Raw genomic sequence first — 23197 nt, 5'->3', positions numbered from 1 at the left:
GGTAACGTGCTCTAGGGCGTCGTTGTCTTGGGAGTTGCCATGATGTCTGCTAACAAGCTGCGCGGTGTGAATCTGGGCGGTTGGTTGGTTTTAGAAAAATGGATGACGCCCAGTTTGTTTGCCGGGTTGAATGCCAGGGACGAGACCAGTTGGTGCGTCGAATTGGGCCGCGAGGCCGAAACCCGTTTGCAGCAGCATTGGCAAACCTTCATCACCCGCGCCGACTTTGCCTGGTTGGCGCAAGTCGGGATCAATGCGGTGCGCATCCCGGTTGGCTACTGGTTGTTCGCGGCCGATTACCCTTACCATCATAGTTTCAGCGCGGCGATGTATCCCTTTGTCGGCGGCGGCGTGGAGGTGCTTGATCGTGCATTTGATTGGGCGGAAGAGTTTGGTTTAAAGGTTGTTGTCGATCTACATGCCGCGCCCGGCTGTCAGAACGGTTTCGATAATGGCGGCATCCAGGATGTCTGCGAGTGGCATACCCAAGACGCCTATATCGACTATTCCCTGGAGACTCTGGAACGATTGGCGCAGCGTTACGGCAAGCGCCCGGCCTTGCATGGGATTGAGGTGTTAAACGAGCCGCGCTGGGATGTGGATACGGAATTGTTGCAACGTTACACCGATGCCGCTTATTGGCGCATTCGCCGCCATTGTCCGGCCGAACAGGTGGCGGTGATATTTCATGATGGTTTCCGGTCGTTTCGCGAATACGCCGGTTTTTTACAGCCTCCCAATTATGGCAATGTGATCTTCGATATACATCGTTATCAATGTTTTGTGCAAGACGATATCGACAGGGATATTTATCGGCATCTGCAAAAAGTTGTTTGCGACTGGAAAACCGAAGCTGACGAGATTATCGGCGGTCTTGGTTTGCCGACCTATGTCGGCGAATGGAGTTTGGGATTGGATGCAAAACTGGCGGCGCTTTGGGCCGAGGGGCCTTTCGATCATGGCCATAAGCAGATGGACGACATTCAATTCGATATCGCTTGTCGCGGTTACGCGGCCGCCCAGCTGACCGTGTTCGAAAAGTATCTGGGGTGGTTTTTCTGGAGCTATAAAACCGAGAATATGCCGCAATGGAATTTTCGGGAATGCGTCGAGCGTGGCTGGTTGCCGGGCAAGTTTGCTTGACAGTTGGAGCGATTGCTAAAAAATTAAGTATTTTAAGTGGGGGATTTGCGTTCTGGAACGTCTTACTATTAACAGCATCATAGCAATCATGCCGAATGGGTATGCTTTAGCCGATAATGATGATTAGGTGTAATATGAAAACAAGACGATCTAGAACCAAATTGGACAAAATGTCGCCGGAAGCCTTGGACGCCTGCTTCCCGTCGGCGCGCTATTTTCAAGTTCACTTCGAATATCTGCATGAAACCATAAATGAATTGAAACAGCAGCTTACTCAATCCAACCAGCAAATTGCCGAACTGCAACAGCAGCTGCAAGCTCAGTCATTGGGCGAAATGCCAACGGTAAATTATGCTGCCGATACAAAGTCTACGGGTAATTTGCGCCAGTCTTGACAGCATCACGGTTGCTTTAGATAGCCGTTACTGTTTTTTTCCACCCAGCGGATTTGCCCGGATTCCAAGGTTTCCCGTTTCCAAAACGGCGCCTGGCTTTTCAAATTTTCCATAATGAAGCGGCTGGCGTCAAAAGCATCGCCGCGATGCGCGGACCACACCGCCACCAGCACCAGCGTATCGTTGGGTGATACCTGGCCGATGCGGTGGATCAGCAACACATCCAACAACTGCCACTGGCTTTGGGCTTGTTCGACAATATGCTGCAATTGTTTTTCGGTCATGCCCGGATAATGTTCCAGGTACATGCCGCGTACCTCGTCGCCTTGATTAAAGTCGCGCATGGTGCCGACAAAGACGCCGGTAGCGCCGTATTTGCCGGCCATGTCGACAGCGTGGGCTTGAAAATCGGCCAGTTCTTGCCAGGGATCGAAAATCTCGCCGCTGAGTTTGATGGTCATCATTTCAACCTCCGGTCACTGGTGGAAAAAACGCCACGTCGTCGCCGTCGCCAACTTCCGCATCCAGACCGACGTACTCCATATTCACCGCCGCCAACAGCGTATCGGGTATGTCCATGTTCGGATTAAGCCGTTGCCAAACCTCAAGTACCGTCAGCGGCGCCTCGATTGTGAGTTCGTCGCCACTACGACCTAAGCGGTCCTTCAAGCTTGCAAAGTAAAGCACTTTAATCGACATCTTCATTCACCCGGTAATACAATGCTTGGCTGATTTAACTTGCCTAGTATGCCATGTCCAATTCGCCGCTCACTCATTTTAATGCCGCCGGAGAAGCCCATATGGTGGATGTCGGGGATAAGGCCATCACCCAGCGTCAAGCGGTTTGCGAGGGTTACATAGAGATGCAGCCGGAAACTTTGGCGCTGATTGTGGCCGGCACCCACAAGAAGGGCGACGTGCTGGGCATCGCCCGCATTGCCGGCATCATGGCCAGTAAAAAAACCGCCGATTTGATTCCGCTCTGCCACCCTTTACCGATCAGCCATGTCGAGCTTAGCCTGCAAGCCCAAACCGACTTGAGTCGGGTCTATTGTCAAACCACCGTGAAGACCACCGGCCAAACCGGCGTAGAAATGGAAGCCCTCACCGCGACTCAGATTGCCTTGTTGACTATTTACGATATGTGCAAAGCCGTGGACCGCGGCATGACGATTCAAGGGGTGCGCTTGCTGGAAAAAAGCGGCGGCAAGTCCGGGCATTGGCGACGGGACGACACTTAACTCAACCCTTCCCGCTTATTCGTCGGTCTTCTTGTCAGGTTGGCGGTTGATGATTTTTTCGTCTATGGCCTTGTGTAGCAGGCGTATCAACTCTGCCGAGCCATCTTCGCCAAACTCCAAGTCGTCCGGTTTTGTTAGGTTGGCATTGACGGTTAAGCCTCGGCGCTCTTCTTTCAACTTGATGGTGTACTCGGCTTCGTCGTAATCATTATTCAATAAGGAGCGCAACAAGCCGACATCCTTGCCGCTGGTGTCTGGGTCATAACGCACCTGAAAGCGTTGATCTTCCTGGCTTTTATCCAGCACTTCGATATTGCTGATTTTCAATGCCGTGGCGACCATTTCCCAAGCCCGGTCGGGGCGGGTTTTTAAGGTAAGCACGGGCTTGCCCCCTTCGTCGGTAAACGCCATCAAATCGGCCAGAGCCGACTTGGGCTTTAAATCGTCGGCAGCCACTGCCGGCTGCGGATTGGTGTGTTCTATCGGTAAAACCGGCGGCAGTTCCAGGTGATGGGTGTCGCGGTATTTGTCCGGCGCATCTGCGCAAGCTGTCAGCAACAGGCAAGGCAGGCCGTAAGTCAGCTTTCTCAACAACATAAGGCTCACTCGCAAAAAAAGCGTCTATGTTCCAGCACCGGGAAAGACAGGCGGGTTTTTTCCAGGCGGCTTTTATCGATTTCGGCGCTGACAAAGCCAGGACCGGTTTTATAACAATCCAGTACCACGCCCCACGGATCGATCACCATGCTGTGGCCGTAGGTTTGCCGACCATTCATATGAAAGCCGCCTTGATTCGGCGCGATGACGTAGCAAAGGTTTTCGATGGCGCGGGCCCGCAACAACACTTCCCAGTGCGCAGCGCCGGTTTTGGCGGTAAATGCGGAAGGAATGACCAATATATCCAGGCCTTGCCGGGTCATTGGCCGGAAAAACTCCGGGAAACGCAAATCGTAGCAAACCGCTACACCAAGTCGGCCAAACGGCGTATCGATCACGCAGGAGGCGTCGCCGGCTTCCACCGAATCGGATTCGCGGTATTCTTCGGCGGTGTCCGGCACGCTGACGTCGAACAAATGCACCTTATCGTAGCGGGCGACCCGGTCGCCTTGTTCGTTGTAAATCAAACAGGCGGCGCGGACTTTGTTGGGGGCAGTGGCCTGCATCGGCATCGTGCCGCCTATCACCCAAACCCCGTATTTTTTCGCGGTGGTGGCCAGAAAATCCTGGATAGGGCCTGAGCCATCCTGTTCGCTGACTTTCACTTTGTCGTATTCGTTCATGCCCATGATGGCGAAATTTTCCGGCAAAGCCACCAGTTTCGCGCCGGCTTTCACTGCTTCGGCGATCTGTTTCTCGGCTTCGAGCAAATTGGCGCTGACTTGCGGTCCGGAGGCCATCTGGATGGCGGCACATATGGTCATGAGGTGTCCCTGATTTTAATTGTTTTCGATAGTTTTAACTGTCGGGGAAGCTTGGTCGGCAGGGCCGCTCATTTGCTCAGCGATTCCAGCCAGCCGCCGGTTAGGCCCCGCCAGGCTTTTTGAACTAGGCCGTCCTGATCGTGCAGCGGCGTAACCTCGACATTACCCCACGGCCCGGCAAGTTTGTATTGCGAGCCGAAAAAATAACCTTCTTTGTAATCGTCCGTCACTACCTGGGTAATGATGCTGGCGATACCGCCGACGATTGTACCAGCAATCGGCACAGCCCCGGAACTCTTGGGCACGACGGCGACGCGATGGTCCATGGTCTTTTTTACCAGGTCGGCGGTGCCGGCTATGCTGAGTTTTGCCGATACTGCGTCGATCAATAAATTGTCGGTATAGGCCAGACCGTTGCTGATTTTAAAATCGCCGGTAATCTGGTCAAAGGCCAGACCCTGCCGGTAGACGTCGGTAAAATCCAGACTCAAGCGTTTGGCCCATTGCTCCATGGCGATCAAGCCCAACAAGCGACCAAAGCCGGGTTCGATGCTGGAAATGCGGCCGTCGCTGAATTTCAGTTGCATTTGTCCGGTCAGGTTGGCCGTGGCAAACTGCTGCGGGGCGCCGTGCCAGCCGCCGTTGAAATTGATTTCGGCATGGGTGCCTCTTAAATCATCGGTAAAACCCAGCTGCGACAAGAACAAGCCAAAACCGTTCATGTTCAGCTTGCCGGTCAATTGCGTCGAGCTGCCGCCGACCAGTTTGATCCAGTCCGCGCTGAAGTCTATCGTACCGGCCACGCTGGCCAGTTGCACATGCTTGAAATGAATACCGTTGATCAACCGTTCGGTATGCAGTTTTAAGCTGCCCAAATCCACGCCGCGCCATAGTAGCTGCTTGCTGTCGATGTCGATCAAGGGCAAGTCGGTGACCACTTCTTCCGCAGCATCGAAATTCAGGCCGTCCATTGCCGACAAATTCAGATAATCCATCTGTAGCTTGATAACGTTCGCGCCGCCGCGTTGATCGGGTAAGATCAATTTACCGCGCGCCATCGGGCTATCCAACGTGGCTTGCCAAGCCTGATTCAGATGCTGGAGCCGGCATTTCAGCGCGCCGATGTTCTGGCCCTGCCAGATCAGTTGTTCGGTATCCAGCATCACTTCTTTTAAGGCCGGCAAGCGTTGCTGAGTTTCGGTATCGGAGAATGCGGCAAGCGCGTCAGATAATTTGAATTGCGGTTGCCTGATTTGTAATTTCAAACCGGCCGGTTCGAAAAAATCCGCCGGTTCTTGGCCGAACACGATATGCCCGGAATGCAGCTGATTTTGTTTGCCGTCTATTAACAGTGCTGCGTTCAACTCCTTGCCGTAAGCAACTTTTAAGGGCAAGTAAGCGCTGCTGTTTTCGAGGGTAAATTGCAGATTCAAGGCTTGCTCTTGATCTGCGGATTTGGCCAGCGCATCCTGAGTGTTGATCGTTACACCCTGTAAGTTGCTGCTGATGTTCAGGGTAGACGGCCTAGCCGCGTCGTAAGGTAGTGTCAATACGGTTTGATAGTTAAAGCTACCGTCGGCAACCTGGTTTTTCAGGAAACTGAATTGTTTTTCCAGACGGTTGATGTCGGTCGTGCCGTCTATCAGGATTTGTGTGGCGCTGGCGTCGCTTTGCAGTACGGCGTGTATTGGATAACCCAGGGTACTGCCTTCCAGGCGGTTGCTGCTGACTCGGTCTTCGGTAAAGCGCAGTACGCCGCTGATATCGTTGACGGCAAGATCGACCGGTTTGACCAGTAAGCGGGCCTTATCCAGATGCGCATCCACTTTAACGGTGGTCGGCAGCGTTTCGTAGTAAGCGATTTTCAAATCGAGATCCACCTGGGTGTTGCCATCCGGGGCCAACACTTTTGCCAGCGGATCGATTTTGGCGCGTAACGGGGTTTTTTGCAGATACTGTAAACTTTGGGGTAACTTGCTCTGCACTTGACCCAACACATAGACATAATTGCTATTGGCCAGATCCGGAATCGTTACCACAGCTTGATTGATGTCGACGTTCTCGCTACGGCCGCCATTGATCGCCACCTTCAGGTCCGCACCGAGGAATTGCACGTCGGCATGCACCCCGCGCAAATGCGGCCATAAGGCATTGAACTGGATTTCGCCGTCGTCTATCGCAAACACCACCTCAAACCGGCCGGGACCATTGCTGAAAGGAAAGTCCGCCAGCTTGCCGTTCAACAACATTTCGCCCTTGTCGATATGCCCGCCGATAAAGGCGTCGTCCAGCCAGGCGACCGCATCCTTGCCCATGATTTTGGCCGGCAGGTATTGCGGTACGTTACTGATGTCTTTGAAGTTGCCGAAGCGGGTGCGCATATCGATGACAGCGCTATCGTTATTTTTCGGGATGCTGAGTTGCAGCTTGGTTTGGGTGTGGAAGGCGGCGCTGTCGAGTTGCAGATTTTCGCTGGCAATTTGCCAGTCGGTATCGGTTTGCCGCCAGTCGATTCGGCCTTGTAAGCGCGGGACGTCCAGGCTACTTCTGAACATTTGCGGCGCATTGAATTTGGCGTTCACGCTATCGAATATCAATTGCCCGCCTTGGTCGCCGGCGATGATAGAGCCGCTCAGTGCCTGTATTTGCGGCAGGTCGCCTTGCGCATCGTTGCCAAGCTGGCTGAAACGGCCATTAAGCGCATAGCGTTGCTGGTTGCCGTCAAAGTAAAACGCCAAGTCTTGCAAATTGCCTTGCGGATTGAGTTTCAGCCATTTAGCCCAATCGGTTTGCTCTGCCGGTAGAAACGGCGGTATCAGATGCATCAAGGCTTGCAAATTCAACTGTTTGATCACACCGCTGAGATTGCCCTGCGCGTCCTGCTGTAGATAGACCTCACCATCCCGCCAGCGCTGATGATTTGCGAAGACATTAACGTCGTAGGCACTCCAGCGTTGCCGGCCATTTTGCTCGGTCCAAGCCAGATTGCCTTCAAAGGTGTCGAGTTGCAGCGGTTTGCCTTGCTGCCTGCTGAGTTTAATCTGTTGACCTTGCAGATAACCGCTGACTTGGTAAGGCATGGAGTCACGCCATTGGCTCCAGATCCGCATATCGCCCGAGCCGGATTCCAAATGCAAGCCCAGCGGTAAATCCTCGATCAGCCAAGCCGGCCCTTGCAGATTGCTGCCTTCCACATAAATTTGACCGTTAATCGCGTTGGCCTGGAAAATATTGCCGTTAAGCCGCGCGGAAATGCGCAAGCTATCGCCGTATTGCTCGGGCAGGCTGCTGAGCAGATGGATCTCGTGGCTTTGATTGAGATAGTGGTTTTTGATCAGCAAATCGAAGTGTTCGACAGTCACCGGCGGTCGATGCCGCTTCAGATCCTGCCAGGTCACCTGGCTTTGCAGAATCTCGTATTTGCCCCCCTGTAACAGCCATAGCGGTTGCTCGTCGCTACTTTGCAGGCCTTTGATACTGAGGCTACCGTCCTCGTTACGCAGAATATCCAGTTTGGCGCCCACCAGCGTCACCCAACTGGCGGCCATGGGGTCCTGGGTGAATAACCATTCCAGTAAATCAATGCCGATCCGCACTTCTTGCAGGCGGATAGCCGGCTTCGCGCCGGCTTCGCTGCCTTCGATAGCGATTTCCCGCAGCAAGAATTCCGGGCTGAAGCCGCGCATATTCGCGCCCAGTTTGCCGATATGCAGCGGAATGCCGGTGGTCTCGCGGACTTTTTGTTCGAGTGCGCTACGGTAATCGGCAATATCGATCAAAAAAACCCGTACCGCGCTCAAGACGAGGGCTATCGCGATCAGTGACCAGAACAGCAGGTGTCGGGTGGCCCGGGTGACGTGGTGAATAACCAAAATAGCCGCCTATAACAACACCACGTCGTAGTGCTCCTGATTGTATTCAGCTTCGGCGCGTATTTTGATGCCGACTTTCAAGAACATTTCCAGCTCCGCCAGCATATCGGCTTCTTCGTCGAGCAACATCTCCACGACTTGCTCGGACGCCAATACCAAGATTTGTTGGACATTGTATTGCCTGACCACGCGAATAATTTCCCGAAATATTTCCAGACAAATCGATTCCGGGGTTTTCAGGACGCCGCGGCCGCCGCAAGTCGAGCAAGGTTCGCAGAGGATATGTTCCAGACTCTCGCGGGTGCGCTTGCGGGTCATTTCCACTAGGCCCAGTGCCGACACTTCGGTGATTTTGGTTTTGGCGTGATCCTTGTCCAGATTGCGCTGCAAGGCGGTCAACACCTGTTTTTTGTGATCCTCGCTTTGCATATCGATGAAATCGATAATGATGATACCGCCCAAATTGCGCAGCCGCAGCTGGCGGGAAATGGTCTGGGCCGCTTCCAGATTGGTCTTGAAGATGGTCTCTTCCAGATTGCGGCCACCGACATAGCCGCCGGTATTGACGTCCACCGTGGTCATCGATTCGGTTTGATCGAACACCAAATGGCCGCCGGATTTGAGTTTGACCTTGCGGTCCAGGGCCTTGCTGATTTCGTCTTCGACATTGTATATATCGAACACCGGCCGTTCGCCGGAATAATGTTCGATCACCGAGACGATTTCCGGGACGAAAGTTTCGGCAAATTCGACCAGCCTTAGAAAGGTTTCCTTGGAATCGACGCGGATTTTTTCGATACCGTCTTTGTATAAATCCCGCAAGGTGCGGATGCTGAGCGGCAGGTCTTCATGGATCAAGGTTTTGACTTTGGCTTTGCTGCTTTTTTCCAGGATGGATTCCCAGAGTTTGTGCAAAAAAGTCATGTCGGAATACAAAATCACGTCTTCCACGCATTCGGCGGCCGTGCGGGCGATAAAGCCGCCAGGCACCTGGTGCTTCAGCTGATAGGCTTCGATGCAAGCCCGCAAGCGGGTGCGCTCGGATTCGCATTCGATGCGTTGCGAGACGCCGGAGTTGCCGGCATAGGGCATGTAGACCTGATAGCGGGAGGGGATGGAAATGTCGGTGGTCAGCCGCGCCCCTTTGTTGCCGAGCGGATCTTTGGTGACTTGTACCACCAGTTTTTGGCCTTCCTTCAGGTAATGCTCGATATTTTCCGAGGCTTTTTCGGCCAGTTCCTTACTACTGAAATCGGATAAATGTAAAAACGCGGCTTTTTCCAAACCAATATCGACAAAGGCCGCCTGCATGCCCGGCAAAACCCGACACACCTCACCTTTGTAAATGTTGCCGACCAAGCCCTTTTGCCGGACCCGCTCGATAATCAGCTCTTGCAGTACGCCGTTTTCGATCACCGCTACTCGGGTTTCCGGCGGCGTGACGTTGATTAATATTTCTTCGCTCATTAGATGATGTCTATGCCTGCTAGGCTTAATAATTGCGCGGTTTCGAATAGCGGTAAGCCCATCACGCCGGAAAAACTGCCGGTGATCGATTCGATAAACACGCTGGCCAAGCCTTGAATTGCATAGGCTCCAGCCTTGTCGTGAGGTTCCCCAGTCTGCCAATAGGCGACGATTTCCTGGTGGCTCAAGGGTCGGAAACGCACTTCGCTGACGCTAAGCGCCTGCCAGTGTTGCTCACCGCGTAAGGATACCGCGCTATACACTTGATGCTTGCGTCCCGACAAATGACTGAGCATTTCAATGGCGTGCTGCAAATCCTCGGGTTTACCCAGGATACGGCCGTCGCAAATCACGCTGGTATCCGCAGCCAGTACCGGTAAATCGGTAGCGGTCGATGCCAGACAGAGCGCGGATTTTTCCGCGGCTACCCGCTCGACGTACGCAGCAGGTTCTTCGCCCGGCCAAGGCGTTTCGTCAATATCGACCGCCATGATACTGTGACGGATGCCGATTTGCTTGAGCAATTCGCTACGGCGCGGCGAAGCGGAGGCCAGGATCAGTTGTGGGTGCATGCGCTCAACGATGATAAGGGTGGTTATTCAGCAGACTCCAGGCCCGGTAGATTTGTTCAGCGACAATCACTCGAACCAAAGGATGCGGAAAAGTCAGCGGCGATAAACTCCAGGATTCCTGCGCCAGGTCGCGCACTTGCTGAGACAAACCTTCCGGTCCGCCTATCATCAGCGCAACCGGCTGACCGTTGCCCAGCCAGCGTTGCAGGGCTTGCGCCAGATTCGGCGTGGTCCAGGGTTTGCCGGGAATATCCAGCGTCACCACGTGTGCCCGGCCCGGCAATGCCGCTATCATGCGTTCTCCTTCATCCTTGGTTATCCGGGCAATGTCGCCGCTGCGGCGTTTGTCCGGGGCGATTTCCTTCAACAGCAACTCGCATTCTCGCGGTAGCCGCTTGGCATATTCATTATAACCTTGCTGTACCCAGTCCGGCATTTTGTTGCCAACGGCGATCATGTGTATTTGCATAGCGCTTAAAAGCTTTGTCCTTGCGGCAAACCTGGATGAATAAACTGGGTGGCATTCATGGGCAGCCCTTGCTCAGTAACATGACGAATTGAACCCCGAAATCCCGTTATTTTTGATGCGCGTAGGGTACACGAAGCTTTTGGCTTTGCGAAATCGACGCTACGGTCAATGGAGTGAGGCCCTGTATTTAGCGATGGTTTATTTAAACCAATTTTTTGCCGGATTGGCTTTTTTCAACCAAATGTCGTTAGAATGTTTGCTGTATTGGACTTTGACGATAACAATGGTGATGCTAAGCGCGCTGTTATGGACCCCGGCGCTGGGGGCAATATTGCTGGTACTGGTCTCCGGCCAGAACAGCCGATTGATCAGAATTGTAGCGAATCTATTCAGCCTGGCGGCTTTGCTGATGGCTTGTTTGCTATTGGCCCAGTTCGACGTCAGCGACACCGCGTTGCAGTTCAGCGAGTTTTACCCTCTGAACCCCAAACTCGGCAGCGCATACGCACTGGGCGTGGACGGCCTGTCGATGCCGATGCTGGTGCTGGCTACTCTGTTAACTTGTATTTCCCTGTTGGCTTCCTTCTCCCTGTCCGATAGCATCAAGGGCTATCACATTTCCATTCTGTTGTTGGAATTCGGCATGCTCGGCGTGTTTATGGCACAAGACTGGGCGTTGTTTTACATCTTCTGGGAAGTGACCTTAATCCCGCTGTTTTTCCTGATCGACCGCTGGGGCGGTAAACGCCGTCACGCCGCCAGCCTGAATTTTGTGCTGTACACGATGGGCGGCTCGGTGTTCATGCTGCTGAGTTTACTGGCGATCAGTCAATACGACCTGGAAAACCAGGGCTCACTAATGGCATCGATGGGGCAAGCCGCGCAAAACATGCCGGTGGTCGAGCAAGTCCTGGTGCTGCTGGGTTTCCTGATCGGTTTTGGCGTAAAAATGCCGATCTTTCCGTTGCATGGCTGGTTGCCGCTGGCTCACGTCGAAGCGCCCAGCCCGATCAGTATCTTGTTGTCCGGTATCCTGCTGAAAATGGGCGCCTATGGCTTATTGCGCTGCGTGGTGATGTTGCCGGTTGCCGCCAAACTCATCCAGCCCTTGCTGGTATTTCTAGCGCTGTTCGGCATGATTTACGGCGGCTTGCTGGCCTGGCGACAGCGCGACTTGAAAGCCATGGTGGCCTACTCGTCTTTGAGTCATATGGGCGTGGTGTTGCTGGGCATCGCCGCGCTGAATCAAACCGGCTTCACCGGCGCGATATTGCAAATGACCGCCCACGGCCTGATTGCCGGCGCATTGTTTCTGTTGGTGGGCCTGCTCTACGAACGCACTCATACCCGCAACATCCAGGATTACAGTTCGCTGGTACAAGTCATGCCGCGCTTCGCCACTCTGACAACCTTAACCTTACTGGCGGCGATGGGATTGCCCGGTTCTGTGGGTTTTATCGCCGAACTGCACACGCTGATCGGCGGCTTTCAGCAATGGGGCGGTTTGATGGTGTTTTTTAGTTTGAGCATCTTGATCAGCGCCGCCTATGCCATGCGCACCATCGGCTTGCTATTTACCGGGCCGGTGAAACCGCAGATGCGCGACATCGCCGATTTGAAATCGCTGGAATTGATGGCCTCAGGAGTGTTGGTAGGCGGGATTGTGTTGTTTGGTTTGTTGCCGGCGCCTTTGATTGATTTGTCTACTGCGACAGTGGGGAAGATGTTGGCGGTGATGGGGGAGAGGTTGCCGTGATGTTGTTTTTTATCGACATTTCTTCATCTTCAGTAATGCGTCGCTATCGCGACAGGTTTTTAAAGTCGGTTCTCGCACCGACAGGCGAGATACTTTCGCTACGAAAACCATCCGTGGTTTTCGCCCTTCGGGCCAGCCTACCAGCTGTTCAAATTCGTTCCAGACGAATTTGTGCTTGTCCAAAGAAAAGTATCCAAAAGAAAAGACACCCGGATGCCGCTTTTACCCTGCGCTCCTCGCTTTTGAACGGGGTTGCCGAAAGGGGCTTCCTGCCCCTTCGGCAACGTGCGGCATCCATGCCGCACCCCTGCGGGCTGATCCGTTCAAAAGCTCCGGTGCTCGGCGCGGCATGCGGGGTAAACACCCTTACCAACTTAAGAGACAACGTTTATCGTCCGGTGTGTCAATGAATATGGAATTGATTTGATCATGCAAGATTCCTTACCGAATATCGCCTCGCCGCGCGACACAATCCTTGATGCAATCCATCACCTGGATCATGTGTTGCCGGGGCAAGCACCGATTCACGATTTCGTGCATCACAATACCTTGCATGGCTTTCAACATTTGCCGTTCGAGCAAGCGCTCTCGGAATTTACCCAGCTAACCGGCATCAGTTGTTATCTGTCCGCCGCACAGTTTCGGGAGTTTTATGCGCAAGGCCGGATAGGCGATGAAGATATTGATGCCGCGTTGGCCCAGCAATTTGGGGCTGCGCTGGACACCGAGATTTGCAAGGTCAATGGTAAAACCATCACGCAGCAAATGCTTTATCGGCTGGCCTTGCTGCACGATTTGTCTGCACTGACGCCCGCGCAATTCGATTGGCAGGTGCGAGAACTCGGTGTGTTGGATAAGCCGGCCGCCGCTGGCGAAACGGCTCGTGAATTGTGGGATGCCTTGCTCACCAAGCTGGAGCTGCAAACGCCGGATTTGCATCCGGAAGATTTGCTGGATTTGTCCGCCGAGCAGATCCGGCAATGGCTACCGGATACGGCAGATGCTGGCGCGGAACAGCAGATGCGCCAATACGGCATGGAGAGCCTGACAAATCTGTTTGCGCAGGTCGGCGATAGTTTAACCTTACGCGGCTTACTATTGGCATTAACCGGCAAGGATATTCTCGACTCGGTGCGGCCAACGTTAATTCGCTTATGCGCGTCTTTGCTGGACGAAGGCTTGGCGGCCTGGCGTTTACCCAAGCGGGAAGAGCTGGGTCTGTATGAAGCCTGGCGCGAGAGTTTGATCTACGATGCGCAACCGGTTTTTCAGGAACTGAACGATTGGCAAGCGATTACCGCGGCACTCCCGGCCGATGCCATCGACGCCATCGCACAGCAGTTGACGGCGCTGACTGTGCCCGAGCAACGCTGGGCAGGCTATTTGCAAAGACTGGCCTTGGAATTACCTGGATGGTCTGGCTTGATCAACTGGCGTCAGACCCACCCGGATTATCAAGCAGACGACGACACCAAGCCCTTATTGGCGGATTACTTGGCGATACGCTTGACCTTGGACCGACTGTATGCGGAACAGCTTTGCAAACAATGGCACTGCGAGGCACAACTAGACCGGTTACGCGGCTATTTTTCGAAAAATCTGGCGGAGTTTTCGGTCAGACAAGCCTTGTTTCAAGGCCAATTGCCCGAGTATCTGGCACTGGCAGCGCAGTCTTTGCTTAACGAACCGGCGCGAGACAAACAGGCCTGGCAAACCTTGGCCGAACGGATTTGGACCTGGCAACTTAGCCCGTTGGCTCCCTCAGCCCTCAGTATTTATAACCAGGGTTGGCGCCTGTTTCGCCTTTGCCAATTGCTTGGATTGACCGCCAGCGACGTGCAGCATTCAGAGCCGGCGCCGCTGCTGGAATGCTTGGCCGTCATCGACACTTTCAGCGAGGCTGATCGCAGCACTATTTGGCTGAACGCCTACGAACGCCACTATCAACAAGCGCTGCTGCAAGCTCTGCACGCCAATCATAATCGCGGGCGCTGGGCGCAACGAGACAGTCGCCCCGCAGCGCAAATCGTGTTTTGCATGGATGACCGCGAGGAAGGCATCCGTCGCCATTTGGAGGAACTCAATCCGGCCATCGAAACGCTGGGCGCCGCCGGATTTTTCGGGGTGCCAATGAATTATCAAGGCCTGGACGACAGCAAATTGACGGCCTTGTGTCCTGTGGTCGTGGTGCCGGCGCATAATGTTCAAGAATGCAGTCAACCCGGCCAGGAAAAAGCCATGGCTCGCCACCGGCAAGGCCTTAATCTGACACAACGGCTTGCCGATTTACTCCATCATGGTTTGCGCCGCGATGCGCTGCTGGCGTATCCGATGATCAATGCCATGGCGCCGTTTACCTTGCTCGGTTTGCTGGCGAAAAGCTTCATTCCGCAAACTCAGCATAAATTGCTGGCTGCGACGGCAAAATCGATGGCGCCTGACGTGGTCTCGCAATTGAATTTTACCGCTGCCGATGATTCGATTCCGGCCACACCGCAACAGCCGCGCCTGGGTTTTACCGACCAGGAACAAGCCGACCGGATCGCCGGATTTTTGCGCAATACCGGCCTGACCTACGGTTTTGCCGAATTGGTGGTGCTAATGGGCCATGGCTCGATGAGCCAAAACAATCCGCATTTATCCGCTTACGATTGCGGTGCCTGTAGTGGGCGGCACGGCGGACCGAACGCCCGGCTGTTCGCGGCGATGGCCAATCGCCCCGAGGTGCGGCAGTTGCTAGCTGACAGAGGTATTAAGATACCGGACGATACCTGGTTTGTCGGCGCCGAACACAACACCTGCGACGAAGACATCACGTGGTACGACAGCGCTGCCGTGCCGACCGAGCGACGAGCGGCTTTCAACAAATTCATGCAGCAGATGCAACACGCTCAGCGTATGTCTGCTCACGAGCGTTGCCGGCGTCTGGCCTCCGCGCCGCGCCGGCCCCAACCGGAACAAGCTTTGCGGCATTTTCTCGGTCGGGCCGCCGATTTTTCCCAAGCCCGCCCCGAACTGGGCCATGCCACCAACGCTGCCGCGCTGGTCGGCAGACGCTCGTTGACCCAAGGCGCGTTTTTCGACCGCCGCCTGTTTTTGATTTCCTACGATCCCAGCCAGGACTCGGAAGGTGCAGTTTTAGAGGGCATCTTGCTGGCGGTCGGTCCGGTCGGTGCCGGTATCAATCTGGAATATTATTTTTCCACCGTGAATAACGAGCGGCTGGGTTGCGGTTCGAAAGTGCCGCACAATTTAACCGGCTTTTGCGCGGTGATGGAAGGCGCCGGCAGCGACCTGCGCACCGGTTTGCCGCGACAAATGATCGAGATTCATGAGGCGATGCGCTTACAAATCATCGTCGAAGCCAAAACCTCGGTGCTGGAGCAAATTTATGGCCGGCAGGAAAGCTTGCGGGAATTGATCGGCGGCGGCTGGGTGCATTTAAGCGCTAAAGATCCGGATAGCGGCGAGATATTTGTGTTTCAGCGCGGCGTTGGCTTTGTGCGCTGGCAGCCCGACGACAGCGACCTGCCGCTACGGGACAACTCACCGGATTGTTATCGCGAGGAAACCCAGCCGGTGGCGCCAATGCTGATCAAACAGCCCGAGTTCATGGGAGTGGCGTGAGTATGGCAGCCTACGCAACCCTGATTCCCTTATTCCCGTTATTGGCCGCGCTGCTGATCGGCGGCCTGCATTTTTGCCGGATTATCGACGGCGAGGCCGGCGAGAAAACCACGGCGCGGCTGGCTTTAACGGCTATAAGCCTATCGGTGCTGACGGCCTTAAGCTTATTGATAGCTAATTTATCCGGGCAGCTTGCCGACGCGGTGTCATACGGTACCTGGCTACGCAGCGGTTCGCTGACCATAGATTACAAACTGACTACCGGCGGTTTCAATCTGGCTCTGGCGAGTGTGTTTTCCTTGCTGTTACTGGTCGCGATACGTTTCTCGGTGAATTATATGCACCGCGAGGCCGGTTTCCATCGTTTCTTTTTCATTCTGAATTTATTCGCGGCGGCGATGCTGTTATTGGTGTTATCCGGCAACGCGGTGTTTACCTTTATCGCCTGGGAGATAGCCGGGGTTTGTTCTTACTGGCTGATTGCTTACGCCTACGACCGCCCCATCGCAGCGCATAATGCCACGCGGGTGTTTGTGACCAATCGCATCGGCGACGGCGGTTTTATTCTGGCTATTGGCCTGGCTTTGGCTTGGCTGGAAAATGCCGACTGGCAGACTATTAACCTTAGCGCGGCCGATCTGGAGCCTGGCGACGCCACTTTGCTGGCATTGAGTTTTGCCGTGGCGGCATTTGCCAAATCCGCGCAGATTCCCTTCACGCCCTGGCTGGCGCGGGCGATGGAAGGGCCGACGCCGTCCAGCGCCATTTTCTACGGCGGGGCCATGATCCATGCCGGCGTGTTTTTGATTATCCAGTTAGAGCCCCTGTTTATGCAGGCGCCGCTGGCGATGTCTTTGTTGACTGTGATCGGTGCGTTGACGGCGATTTATAGCTATTGGGTAGGCTTGACCCAGACCGATATTAAAAGCTCGCAAATCTTTGCCACCTCCGCGCAACTGGGTTTGATGTTTGCTGAATGCGGCTTGGGCTTTTGGACTTTGGCGGCTTGGCATCTGTGCGCGCATGCCGTGGTGCGTTGCTATTTGCTGCTCACCGCTCCTTCCATCTTACACAACACCCACGGTCAAGCTATCCGACCGGTGGCACCGGCGTTGGCAAATTGTCGCTGGGCATTTATCGCGTCCTTGCAGCGCGGTTGGCTGGAACCGGCCATGGATTGGTTGCTAGTTAAGCCGGTTTTGCGGTTAGCCAAGGATGTCCGGTATATCGACGAGCACATCGTCGATCCTGCCCTAGGTGCGCCGGCGCCTGCGATCAAAGCCGTGTCGTCCTTGGCGCAATGGGAAGAACAAAAAATGGGTGCCAACCTGAATAGCCAGGAAGATAGTTTCGCGCAAGGCAGCGGTTTGGCCGGCAAACTGGCACAGTGGACGGCAGCCTTGCTGAACTGGTTTGAATATCACTTTATTCTGCGCGGCATCGGCCGTGATTCGATTCGGCTCGGCCGGCGTCTGGGTCAGGCCGCCAACCGTTTCGAGCAATTATTGTTACAGCCGCGCTATCTGGCGTTGTTTGTGTTGATCACCTTGATGGTAGCGCTGGGATACCGATGAATACCCCTATTGTTTTCTGGCATGCAGTGGCGGCTGTGCCGCTGTTAACGGTGTTGACGTTGGTGCCGTTGCTGACCATGTTGGCGGTGGTATTCGCCAAGCCGATTTATAGCGTACGGCTGGCCTTTGGCGGCGCGCTGCTGAACGTGTTGCTGAGTATTTATCTCTTACTGATATTCGACTCGGAAACGCCCGGCATCCATCTTGCCGAACATTTTCAATTGCTGGGGATGAACTATCGGGTTGGTGTGGACGGCACCAATATTCTGTTTATTCCGCTGACGGCAATTTTAGGTTTACTGGCGCTGGTGTATACCTTGATCACCCGGCATCGTAATGATCGCCTATTCATTGCCTGCCTGTTGGCTTATCAAGGCATTTTAATCGGTGCCTTTGCGGCGCTAAACACCCTGCAATTCTGGTTCTGGTGCTTGCTGGAAATGGTGCCGGTGGTGTTATTGACGGTATTTGCCGGTACCGGCAAACAGCGCAATCAGGTAGTGAAATCGGTATTGCAATACTGGCTGTCCGGTCTGGCGATGAGTCTGGCCGGTTTTGTGCTGTTGAGCTTTGGTTTGGCGCAAAACGGGCTGGATCTAAGTTTTGATTGGTTAACCTTGAAACATCACAACCTGGCGATTCCCAACGAAACCCTGATCTTTATCCTGCTGTTTTTCGGCTTTGCCATCCGCATGCCGCTGTTTCCGTTTCACGCCTGGCTACCCTTGCTGGCCGAACACGGCACGGCTGCCAGCGCGGCGATTTTTCTAACCGGCTTGAAGCTGGGCATTTACGCCTTGATCCGCTTCATTCTGCCGCTAGTGCCCGGCGCCGCCGAGCAGTGGGTGCATTTTGTCGTCGATCTGGGCTTGATAGGCATTTTTTACGGCGCCTTGCTGGCACTGATGCAAATCAATATGCGCCGGCTATTGGCGTTTGCGGTGATCAGTCATACCGGCATGTTGGTGATAGGTGTGTTTTCCTTCAACGATTTTGCGTTGGAAGGCAGTATTCTGCTGTCGATAGCTTACGGTCTGGCGACTGCCGGCATGCTGTTCAGTATCGGTTTGATTTACGAACGCACTCGTACGTCCTTTCTGCCGCGTTTGGGCGGTTTGTTCGAGACCAATTCGACTATCGCCTTGCTGTTTTTGATTTCCGCGCTTAGCACCATGGTCATGCCCGGCACGCCAGGTTTCGACGCGGCGCATTTGCTGATCGAAGGCACCATCGAGGAACACGGTTGGTATATTGCGATTGCGATTTTGCTGGGTAACGTGCTGGGCGCGGCTTTTTTGCTCTGGGCGTTTCAGCGGCTGTTCATTGCGCATCCCAAACGCTTCGTACAGCCCTACGGCAGCATTCATCACCCGGTGTTAAAAGAACGGATTATTGCCGTCACCATTTGCGGCTTGCTGATCGGCACCGGTTTTTACACCACCCCCTGGCTGAAATATATCGATCAGGAAGCCAAGGAAATCGGCGAACATTATCCGGAACATCACAGCCACCACATGAACGGCCCGCACCATGATTGATAATTTCCCTTGGCTGTCCTTGTGTCTGGCTTGGCCGCTGCTGGGAGCGCTGTCGCTGGTATTCATCCGGGATGGCCAGTTAGCCAAGCGCGGTGCATTACTGGTAGCCGTTGTCGAATTGCTTTTTACCATTGCCGCGGCTCGGGTTTTCGATACCGCGCGCGGCGATTTTCAGTTGCTGGAAGACTATCCCTGGATACCCGGCCTGAATATTCACTATCAACTCGGTGTAGACGGTATCTCGATACTGTTTTTGCCGATGACTGCCTTGCTGACGCTGATGACTTTGTTGGCCAGCTGGAATAGCGTACAACGACTAAACCGCTTTCAACTGGCACTGATGCTGGCCTTGGAAAGCGTGACCATCGGCGTGTTCACGGCTCTGGACCTAGCCTTGTTCTTCCTGTTTTGGGAGCTAACCTTGCCGCCGATTTTCTTCCTGATCGGTTTATGGGGGATCGGCGCCGAGCGACGGCATGCGGCGATGAAATATACCTTGTACATGTTATTCGGCGGTGTGCCCTTGTTGTTCGGGATTATTTTGCTGGCGATCAATCATGCGCACTATACCGGTGGGGCAATCCCGCAGGATTTGGCTTTCAGTCTGCCGGTGTTGTTGAACACACCGATACCCGAATCGGCGCAAGGCTTGATTTTTTTGTTGCTGATTTTGGGGTTTGCGGTAAAAGCGCCGCTGTTACCGTTTCACACCTGGTTGCCGACCACGGCAATGGAGGCACCGACTTTTCTGAGCGCCTTGCTGGTCGGCTTGAAACTGGGCGTTTACGGCATCATTCGCTTTGCGATACCTCTGGCTCCGCAAGCTGCGCTGGAGCATCGCTGGCTGTTGGCGATACTCGGTGCGGTGACGCTGATTTACGGTGCCTTGATCGCGTTGCAGCAAACCAATCTGCGCCGCTTGTTGGCTTATTCCAGCATTAGCCATGTCGGGTTGGTGATTGTCGGTATCGCCACTTTTAATCTGCAAGGTTTACAGGGCGCGGTCATGCAGTTGCTGAATTTCGGCATTGTCGCCGGCAGCTTGATGCTAATCGCCGGCATGATTCAGCAACGTTTGGGTAGTACCGATTTGGTTCATCTCGGCGGCTTAGCCAAGCCCATGCCGCGCCTGACCGTCTTGTTTTTTGTATTTGCGCTGTCCAGCATCGGCGTGCCCGGCACGAATGGCTTCCCGGCCGAATTGCTGATGGTTCTCGGCGCTTTGCAAGCCTATCCGGCACTGGCGATGGTGGCTTTGTTCGGTGCGGTATTGGGCGCGGCGTATCTGTTGGGTTTTGTCAGACGGGCATTTTTCGGCCCGGTTATGCACGACAGCGTAGCCAAAGCACAGGATCTGCGTCCCCGTGAGCTGGTTCTGCTGGTCGTGCCCGCGCTGCTGGTATTGGTGATAGGCCTTTATCCGCAATGGCTGTTGTCCTGGCAAGAAACTAGTTTGCAGTCCTGGTGGCAGCGGTTAAGCGTGGCGGTTCCGCAGGCGACAACGGAATCGAAACTCACGCAGAGAACCACAATTTCAGGCGCGCAGAACGATGGTTCAATATAACTTTTGCTTTAGCGCAGATTTAGATCGCAAAGCAATTGCCATATAGTTTCGATTCGATATAGTATTACCGATAAAGGCACATTCTTTTGAATAACCCGTTCCGGATACGCTCCAGAACGCATAGTGATAGAAAATAAGGACACCCATTATGATTACACCCACGAAATTACTACTTGAAAACAAAGCCTGGTCGGAAGAAGTCAGTAGAAAAGACCCGGAATTTTTTGTCCAGTTGGCCAAAGAACAAAAGCCCGACTTTTTGTGGATAGGCTGCTCGGATAGCCGAGTGCCCGCTGAGACAGTCGTCAACGCCAAGCCCGGCGAAATTTTTGTGCATCGCAATATTGCCAATCAGGTCATCGTCACCGATTTCAATTGTCTGAGCGTTTTGCAATATGCCATTTCGGTCTTAAAAGTTAAGCACGTTATCGTTTGCGGCCATTACGGCTGCGGCGGCGTAAAAGCGGCCTTGCAGCCGCAAAAATCCGATCTGGTTATCACCAATAAATGGTTGCTGCACATTAAAGATATATACCGTTTGCATCAGGAAGAGCTTGAGTCTATTCCGCCTGAGAAAAAAACGGATCGCCTGATCGAGCTGAATATCATCGAGCAAGTTTATCGCCTAGCGCACACCTCGATTATTCAGTCGGCCTGGAAACACGGGCACAAACCCACTTTACATGGCTGGGTATACGGCCTGAACGACGGCTTGATCAATGAATTGATCAAACTCGACCATAACACGCAAATCAATCCGATTTACCGCTATGCCGACTAGCATCCGGATTTTCGCAACGACTGGGTAAACCAATGAAATCTCAATTGAATTCTTATATGAAACATCTGCACCAGGACTTACCGGCCGGTATCGTAGTCTTTCTGGTGGCTTTACCGTTATGCCTGGGGGTTGCATTAGCGTCCGGTGCGCCTTTGTTCTCCGGCATTATTGCCGGCTTGGTGGGCGGTATTCTGGTTTCCTGGGCTAGCGGCTCGCAATTGAGCGTTTCCGGACCGGCAGCCGGATTGACGGTTATCGTCTTCGAAGCCATCGAAACCTTGGGTGGCTTTGGCGGTTTTTTGCTGAGCGTGGTGCTGGCTGGCGGCTTGCAAATAGTGCTGGGCTTTTTGAAAGCCGGGGTGATTGGTGCATTTTTTCCGGCTTCGGTGATTAAAGGCATGCTGGCGGCGATTGGCTTGATTTTGATCATCAAGCAAACGCCGCATGCCACCGGTTACGATACCAGCTTCGAAGGCGATGAAAGTTATATGCAGGAGAGCGCGGAATCGAGCTTTTTTGAATTGTCGGAGGCCTTGGAAGCGATAACCCCCGGCGTTACTATCGTCAGTGCCGTGGCGCTATTGATTTTGATCGTTTGGGATTCCGGATTTATCAAGCAGTTTAAGCTTTTAAAGCTGATTCCTGGTCCGTTGCTGGCCGTTATTTGGGGTGTCAGTTTCAACGCCCTGGCTTTGCGTTTTGCGCCCGATATGATGATTGGCGAAAAACACCTGGTATCGCTTCCCGAGTTGGGCAGTACCGCCAACTTTATCAACCAATTGCGCCTGCCGGATTTCAGTTATTTCAGCAATCCGAAAATTTACAGCGTGGCGGTGACCATTGCGATTATCGCCAGCCTAGAAACCTTGCTGAGCATAGAGGCGGTCGATAAATTGGACCCGCACAAACGCGTTGCGCCTACCAATCGGGAGCTTAAAGCCCAGGGCCTGGGCAACATGGTCAGCGGCTTGATGGGCGGCCTACCGATTACCGCCGTGATCGTGCGTAGTTCGGCCAATATCAATGCCGGCGGCCAGACCAAAATAGCGTCTTTCTTACACGGCGTTTTGCTATTGGTCAGCGTGCTGTTTTTTGCGAAATATTTGAACATGATTCCGCTGGCCTGTTTGGCGGCAATTCTGCTGCAAACCGGCTACAAACTAGCCAAGCCGGCACTGTTCGTGGAGTTTTACCGGAAGGGCTGGAATCAGTTCGCGCCGTTTGCGATTACCGTTGTGGCGATTTTATTCACTGACCTGTTGATGGGTATTGCCATTGGTATGGCTGCCGGATTCTACTTCGTCTTGAAAGCCAACTTCCATGCGGCGATTACCTTGACCCAGCACGGCGACCATTATCTATTGCGCCTGCATAAGGATGTCTCCTTCTTGAATAAAGCCTTGCTACGCAAGCATCTATCCGCCATACCCAATGATTGTGAATTGCTGATTGACGGCTCCAAAGCGTTGTTCATCGATCAAGACATCATTGAAACCATCGCGGATTTTCTACTGGCCGCGCGGGATCGCGGTATTAATTTAGAAATCCAGGGCTTTAGCGTCTCATGTGACATTTCTTCGTCCGCTCACTAATGTAAAACCGGCTACTTTAAGCCGCTACCAATGCAAAGTTGCTAATCGGTTTCGGAAAAAGCCGCGCCGAAACCGATTTTTTGACGCATGTATTTCGGGTGTTTTTGATAGCGGAGTCTAGTTGATAAACTCCGCCTTGCTAAAAATCTGGTCAGTCGGCTTTTAATCGCTTAGCCCTATAATAG

The 23197-nt window shown here is 53.7% G+C and carries 19 protein-coding genes; 11 read left to right on the top strand and 8 right to left on the bottom strand.

What is annotated here, in order from left to right:
- Window positions 1-39 precede the first annotated feature (39 nt).
- The gene (locus tag ACR64Q_RS21180) at window positions 40-1143 is read left to right on the top strand and encodes a glycoside hydrolase family 5 protein (RefSeq protein ID WP_313733055.1); all 1104 of its coding nucleotides are present in this window, start codon (window positions 40-42) and stop codon (window positions 1141-1143) included.
- A 134-nt stretch (window positions 1144-1277) separates the two neighbouring features.
- A complete protein-coding gene (locus tag ACR64Q_RS21175) occupies window positions 1278-1538 on the top strand; it encodes a hypothetical protein (protein WP_026602785.1) in 261 nt (86 codons plus the stop codon).
- A 5-nt stretch (window positions 1539-1543) separates the two neighbouring features.
- On the opposite strand, the gene ACR64Q_RS21170 is transcribed toward ACR64Q_RS21175, so the two are convergent.
- The gene (locus ACR64Q_RS21170; RefSeq protein ID WP_313735050.1) at window positions 1544-1999 is read right to left on the bottom strand and encodes a molybdenum cofactor biosynthesis protein MoaE; all 456 of its coding nucleotides are present in this window, start codon (window positions 1997-1999) and stop codon (window positions 1544-1546) included.
- A gap of 4 nt (window positions 2000-2003) precedes the next feature.
- Window positions 2004-2237 (bottom strand): MoaD/ThiS family protein, encoded by a 234-nt coding sequence (locus ACR64Q_RS21165; protein WP_313735049.1) that lies wholly within the window; start codon window positions 2235-2237, stop codon window positions 2004-2006.
- A gap of 53 nt (window positions 2238-2290) precedes the next feature.
- Between ACR64Q_RS21165 and moaC the strand changes: the two genes are divergently transcribed.
- Window positions 2291-2779, top strand: coding sequence for a cyclic pyranopterin monophosphate synthase MoaC (gene moaC / locus ACR64Q_RS21160; protein ID WP_483823428.1), 489 nt, complete (start codon window positions 2291-2293; stop codon window positions 2777-2779).
- Between the two features lie 15 nt (window positions 2780-2794).
- Here moaC and ACR64Q_RS21155 read toward each other — a convergent pair whose 3' ends face one another.
- The 6 genes from ACR64Q_RS21155 to rlmH form a co-directional block, all read right to left on the bottom strand.
- Entirely contained in the window at window positions 2795-3376 is a 582-nt protein-coding gene (locus ACR64Q_RS21155; protein ID WP_026602781.1) for an outer membrane protein assembly factor BamC, read from the bottom strand.
- Window positions 3377-3381: 5 nt separating this feature from the next.
- A complete protein-coding gene (locus ACR64Q_RS21150; protein WP_026147072.1) occupies window positions 3382-4200 on the bottom strand; it encodes a carbon-nitrogen hydrolase family protein in 819 nt (272 codons plus the stop codon).
- 68 nt (window positions 4201-4268) lie between these two features.
- Complete coding sequence (locus tag ACR64Q_RS21145) at window positions 4269-8072, bottom strand: YhdP family protein (protein WP_313733039.1); 3804 nt, start codon at window positions 8070-8072, stop codon at window positions 4269-4271.
- A 9-nt stretch (window positions 8073-8081) separates the two neighbouring features.
- Window positions 8082-9539: a ribonuclease G gene (gene rng / locus ACR64Q_RS21140; protein ID WP_020484006.1), complete on the bottom strand. Its 1458-nt coding sequence runs from the start codon at window positions 9537-9539 to the stop codon at window positions 8082-8084.
- Window positions 9539-10111, bottom strand: a complete 573-nt coding sequence (locus ACR64Q_RS21135) for a Maf family protein (RefSeq protein WP_026602779.1) — start codon at window positions 10109-10111, stop codon at window positions 9539-9541. The genes rng and ACR64Q_RS21135 overlap by 1 nt, the downstream gene beginning before the upstream one ends.
- A gap of 4 nt (window positions 10112-10115) precedes the next feature.
- Complete coding sequence (gene rlmH, locus ACR64Q_RS21130; protein ID WP_026147073.1) at window positions 10116-10580, bottom strand: 23S rRNA (pseudouridine(1915)-N(3))-methyltransferase RlmH; 465 nt, start codon at window positions 10578-10580, stop codon at window positions 10116-10118.
- Between the two features lie 283 nt (window positions 10581-10863).
- Here rlmH and ACR64Q_RS21125 point away from each other — a divergent pair, with 283 nt between their 5' ends.
- From ACR64Q_RS21125 to ACR64Q_RS21090, 8 genes are all read left to right on the top strand, one after another.
- The gene (locus ACR64Q_RS21125) at window positions 10864-12336 is read left to right on the top strand and encodes a complex I subunit 4 family protein (RefSeq protein WP_026147074.1); all 1473 of its coding nucleotides are present in this window, start codon (window positions 10864-10866) and stop codon (window positions 12334-12336) included.
- Window positions 12333-12746: a hypothetical protein gene (locus tag ACR64Q_RS21120; RefSeq protein WP_313733038.1), complete on the top strand. Its 414-nt coding sequence runs from the start codon at window positions 12333-12335 to the stop codon at window positions 12744-12746. The genes ACR64Q_RS21125 and ACR64Q_RS21120 overlap by 4 nt, the downstream gene beginning before the upstream one ends.
- Before the next feature lie 19 nt (window positions 12747-12765).
- Entirely contained in the window at window positions 12766-15963 is a 3198-nt protein-coding gene (locus ACR64Q_RS21115) for a DUF2309 domain-containing protein (protein ID WP_313733037.1), read from the top strand.
- A gap of 2 nt (window positions 15964-15965) precedes the next feature.
- Complete coding sequence (locus ACR64Q_RS21110; protein ID WP_313733036.1) at window positions 15966-17537, top strand: proton-conducting transporter transmembrane domain-containing protein; 1572 nt, start codon at window positions 15966-15968, stop codon at window positions 17535-17537.
- A complete protein-coding gene (locus ACR64Q_RS21105) occupies window positions 17534-19075 on the top strand; it encodes a complex I subunit 4 family protein (protein ID WP_026602775.1) in 1542 nt (513 codons plus the stop codon). Before ACR64Q_RS21110 ends, ACR64Q_RS21105 begins: the two co-directional genes overlap by 4 nt.
- Window positions 19068-20639 carry a complex I subunit 4 family protein gene (locus tag ACR64Q_RS21100; RefSeq protein ID WP_026602774.1) on the top strand — a complete coding sequence of 524 codons (1572 nt, stop codon included), beginning with the start codon at window positions 19068-19070 and terminating at the stop codon, window positions 20637-20639. Before ACR64Q_RS21105 ends, ACR64Q_RS21100 begins: the two co-directional genes overlap by 8 nt.
- Window positions 20640-20787: 148 nt before the next feature.
- Window positions 20788-21420: a carbonate dehydratase gene (can, locus tag ACR64Q_RS21095; RefSeq protein ID WP_020484014.1), complete on the top strand. Its 633-nt coding sequence runs from the start codon at window positions 20788-20790 to the stop codon at window positions 21418-21420.
- A gap of 32 nt (window positions 21421-21452) precedes the next feature.
- Complete coding sequence (locus ACR64Q_RS21090) at window positions 21453-23012, top strand: SulP family inorganic anion transporter (RefSeq protein ID WP_313733035.1); 1560 nt, start codon at window positions 21453-21455, stop codon at window positions 23010-23012.
- Window positions 23013-23197: the final 185 nt, after the last annotated feature.

It is taken from the genome of Methylomonas sp. 2F7, assembly GCF_057126975.1.
This window is presented reverse-complemented; position numbering and strand designations above follow the sequence as displayed.